This is a genomic window from Thalassolituus sp. UBA6592 (assembly GCF_002433655.1).
Taxonomy (GTDB): domain Bacteria; phylum Pseudomonadota; class Gammaproteobacteria; order Pseudomonadales; family Oceanobacteraceae; genus Venatoribacter.
Map to the genome: position 1 here is coordinate 1 of NZ_DJIO01000089.1, position 4,414 is coordinate 4,414.

Below are 4,414 nucleotides of genomic sequence, written 5' to 3' on the forward strand. Positions count from 1 at the left end.
GGCAGGGGCCGTACGGCGTGGAGCAGGTGAACCTGCGTATCGAACAATTGCTGCGGGCTTCCGGTTTACTCAGCATCAGCAGTGTGGCTGGCGCTCTGGCAGGGCAGACGTCGGTCGCCGGCTGGTATCCTGGACGGCCAGTGATGATCAGCCGCAACGATTACGATCTTGGGTTGTTTAATGGTGATATTGGTATTGCGCTGCTGCACACCGATGACGACGGCAAGCGCGCATTACGTGTCGCTTTCCCGGATGAACATGGCGGAGTGCGCTGGCTGTTGCCAGGGCGTCTGCCGGCTCATGAAACAGCGTTTGCCATGACGGTACATAAAAGTCAGGGTTCAGAATTTGATAAGCTGTGCTTGCTGTTGCCGGAGTTCTGGCAAAGTGTGATTACCCGGGAACTGATTTACACCGCTGTTACCCGGGGTAAAAAAGAATTTCATTTATTTTCCGGACAAGCCTGCTGGCAGCAGGGGATTCTTGCCCGGGTACACAGGGCCAGCGGTCTGCGCGATGCCCTGTGGAATACTTCTGTTGACTGATTGGTTGCTATGACAAATTCCCGGGTAAAAATCTGGTTAAGGCGCATTCTGATTCTGCTGGCCTTTGTTTTTGCGTTTATTCTGGTGCTGCTGTATTTAGCGCCGGGCATTGCTCTGCTTGGCGCAAATCACTGGTATCAGAAGCAGGGCGAGGGCTACAGTCTTACAGCAAAAGACTGGACCTTTGCGCCGTTTCGCACCGAGCTGGAATTTACCGGTCTGGTGCTCGAACACCCGGGCAGTGGCAGCGGTGAAACCCGGATTGAACGTGTCCATCTCGATTTTGATCCCTGGGCGTTGTTCAGTCATCAGGTGGATGTACGCTCACTGGTGCTCGACGGCCTGAAACTGCAGGCGGATGTTAGCGAAGGCGAAGAAAAAACGATCGATCAGACTGATGTAAAAGATATTCTGCTGAAAATAGCGGGTCTTAACCTTCCGGTCACTCAGTTACCTATAAAACAGGTAACTGTGCCGGCGGAAGAAAATATATCTGAAGCCGACGATCCTGCGGCCAATGCAGTGTCTGACAGTTCAGTGTCTGATAAGACCGTGGCAAATAAAGAAACTACGCCCACCAGTGCAAACCCGGCAGCGGCGGCAGATCCGGGCGAAGATATTCCCTGGCTGGTGCGGGTTCAGTCTCTCAGTATTACTGCCAATGACCTGAACTGGAATGTGCAGTTAGCACAAACGCTGGATGTAGCATCGTCCAGCGGGCGTCTCAGCATCAATCAAATTAACGTCCGCGATTTCTCCACCGCAGAAACTGATCCAGTGGATATTGATATCAATCTGCAACTGAGCACAGAGATCCGTGCGGCTGGTGCGGATATTGATGTAAAACCCATGACCTTCAGTCTGCGCGGTTCGCTGGATCATCCGCTGACCGCCCCGTCCTGGCAGGGCGATATCGGTTTAAGCGGTACGGATGTAAAAGCCAATAATATCCGTGTCCGTCTCAGTGAGTTGAGCATCAGTCTGGATGCAGCGCTTAACGACGCATTTTCACAGCTTACTTTTGACGGCGAAGTGACTTTTGCCGACGCCGGTGCGGATATGCCGGAAATGAACGCTGGTTTTTCCAAACTGGTGCTGGAGCTGGACGGATCGCTGTTAAATAACCTGAAAGAACTGACTCTGAATAGTGGGATTCAGTTGAATGACGTGCGGGTGAATGCGGCCGGTTTACGCAGCCAACTGGCGGAATTAACGACGCAATTGCACACCTCGGCAACGGACGATTTCGCCGCGCCGCAGGTGGCTGGTGATATTCAGTTGCGCGGGATCGATGCCGGTTACCAGCAATATCAGGCGACGCTGGATGAGCTGAGTCTGAGTGGTCTGGATGCAGGCCTGCAACAGCAACGGCTACAGAATCTGTTGCTGCGTAATCTCCGGGTTAGCAGCCAGCCGGGTTGGCAGTCGGCTAATCCGGCAGCTACTCCGGCAACTACCCCGGCAGAAGACGGTCAGGGCGGAAATGCAGAAAATGATATTTCCGCTGCGGTTACTGAACCGGCTGCAGGAACAACAGAACCCGCCGTTGAGCTGTTGAATCTGGCACATTATCAGTTAAGCGATTTCGCTTTTAATCAGAACAGCCTCACATCCGGTAGCCATGATTTTGATGGGCTGGTGGTTGAACTGTACAAACTCGCTGACGGCACGATCAAAGGGCTGGAAAACAGCGCTTCTGAAAACAACGCTCTTGAAAACGACGCTTCTGAAAAAAGCATTGCGGAAAACAGCAGCGCGGAAAGCACAGCTGCAGAAAGTAACAAAGCGCAAAGCGATCCGGCATCAGAATCAACTGACAGTAAACCACTGGCATTTTATCTTGCTGGTCTGCATCAGGCTGCGCTCGTGTACAGTAAGGTGCGGGGTGAGAAGGTGCAGGGTGATGTTGCAGAAGATGGCGATGTTGGAGTAGATGGCGAGAGCGACACCACGGCAGTATCGGATTCTGAAAGTACAGAACAACAGGTTTCTGCTGAACAGACGCAGACCTTGCCGTTGCAGAATTCCATTATTCACTTTACCGATGCTGCGGTATCTCCGCCTCTGGATGCCAGTATTACGCTGTATGAGCTGGCCGTGGGTGAAGCCGAAGGCAGTGTTGCTGGTGCTGACGCTGAGTTAAAACAGCCCATTACTCTGCACCTGCTGGCGGGTCTGGATAAATACAACCGTATCCGTACCGATGCGTCATTGTCTGTGTATGAGCGGGATGGTGTTCAGTATCCGCAGGGAACGATTAAGGCAAAAATTACGCAGCTCGATCTCACGGCATTTAATGGTTATCTGGCCCAGTCTATGGGTTATAACCTGGAGCGCGGTATGCTGGAAGCCGATATCGATGTCACCATTGATAAAGCAAAACTGAAGGGCGAGGTAAAAATCCTGCTGCGCAATTCACGCTTTGTACCGGTGGATGAAGCCACCATTGATCGCGTCAGTAAGCAGATTTCCATGCCGGTTGATACCGCTCTGGATCTGCTGCGTGACGGTAACGGCAACGTGAATGTAACCATTCCGGTGTCCGGCGACCTGACCGATCCGAATTTTGGCCTCAGCGATCTGACCCAGCAGCTGTCTGTATTGGCGTTAAAAACCGGTGCTATGTTCTATCTGAAGCAGGCATTACAGCCTTACACTACGCTGATTAATCTGGCCTCGTTCGCTGGTGATTATCTGATGAAAATCCGTCTGGATGCACTCAGATATGAAAGCGGGCAAACGGAGCTGAGCGAAGAACATCTGAAAAACCTGAACAAAGTGATGTCTTTAATGCAGGATAAAAAATCGCTGGAATTACAGGCCTGTCCGTTTGTCAGCGCAGAGGAAGCTGAAACTGCGGGCGACGGCTGGACAGAGCTGGCGAAACAACGTGGTGCTGCAGTGAAAGCCTGGCTGAATGAGCAGGACGAACAACTGACACCGAGAATTACCGTATGTAAGCCACAGAAAGGCAAAAATGCTGAAGTGGTTCTGGGCTTTAACTAATTTCAAAATAAGAGCAGAGAGTATGAATCAGGTTATCGATTTACTTAAGTCACACCGTTCCATCCGTAAATTTAAAGATGAAGCCGTGACCGCTGAACAGCTTGAACAGATTCTGCTTGCCGGGCAGGCCGGTTCAACCTCCAGCTTTCTGCAGGTGACGTCGGTTATCCGCATTACCGATAAAGAAAAGCGCGAAAAGCTGGTGGAGTTTTCCGGCGGGCAGAAATGGGTTGGTCAGGCACCTGAATTTCTGGTGTGGTGTGCCGATTTTAACCGTCATAAGACCATCGCTCCGGAAGCCAAACTGGGCTTTGCCGAACAGCTGCTAATCGGTGCTGTCGATACAGCCATTATGGCTGAAAATGCCTTGGTCGCTGCTGAGTCTATGGGGTTGGGCGGGCTGTTTGTTGGAGGTATCCGTAACAACCCGCAGGGCGTTGTTGATCTGCTGGAGTTACCACAGCAGGTGATTCCGCTGTTTGGTATGTGCATTGGTGTGCCGGATCAGGACCCGACTATCCGTCCACGTCTGCCGCTGTCTCTGGTGTTGCATGAAAACAGCTATAACACCGACCTGAACCGTGAGGTGCTGGCTGAGTATGATCAGCGTGTGCATGATTATTATGAAGAGCGCATGGGTGCCAATAAGGTCATGACCTGGAGCGAACAGATTTCTGCAACGGTATCAAAAGAAGCGCGGCCATTTATGAAAGCGTTTCTGGAGAAGCAGGGCTTTGCGGTTAAGTAACCCCGTGCTGAGTTAATCTGCGCTGAGTTAATTTGCGGATTAAAAAAACGGAGGGCTTGCCCTCCGTTTTTTGTTTCTGTGCCCTTGCAGTCTTGTATGGTTCAATTCCCTTATT

Annotated in this window: 3 protein-coding genes; all 3 read left to right on the plus strand. The window is 51.6% G+C overall.

Annotated features, from left to right (window positions below; translation table 11 throughout):
* Positions 1-545 (plus strand): ATP-binding domain-containing protein (locus B2Z72_RS08700; protein WP_297004595.1); only part of this gene is annotated, 545 nt, incomplete at its 5' end.
* Between the two features lie 9 nt (positions 546-554).
* Positions 555-3,551, plus strand: a complete 2,997-nt coding sequence (locus tag B2Z72_RS08705) for a DUF748 domain-containing protein (protein ID WP_297004597.1) — start codon at positions 555-557, stop codon at positions 3,549-3,551.
* A 22-nt stretch (positions 3,552-3,573) separates the two neighbouring features.
* A complete protein-coding gene (nfsA, locus tag B2Z72_RS08710) occupies positions 3,574-4,299 on the plus strand; it encodes an oxygen-insensitive NADPH nitroreductase (RefSeq protein ID WP_296985784.1) in 726 nt (241 codons plus the stop codon).
* Positions 4,300-4,414: the final 115 nt, after the last annotated feature.

Bases quoted from the DNA above. Each gene is read 5' to 3' on its own strand.
- B2Z72_RS08705 (WP_297004597.1), top strand. From the start codon at position 555: ATGACAAATTCCCGGGTAAAAATCTGGTTAAGGCGCATTCTGATTCTG.
- nfsA (WP_296985784.1), top strand. From the start codon at position 3,574: ATGAATCAGGTTATCGATTTACTTAAGTCACACCGTTCCATCCGTAAA.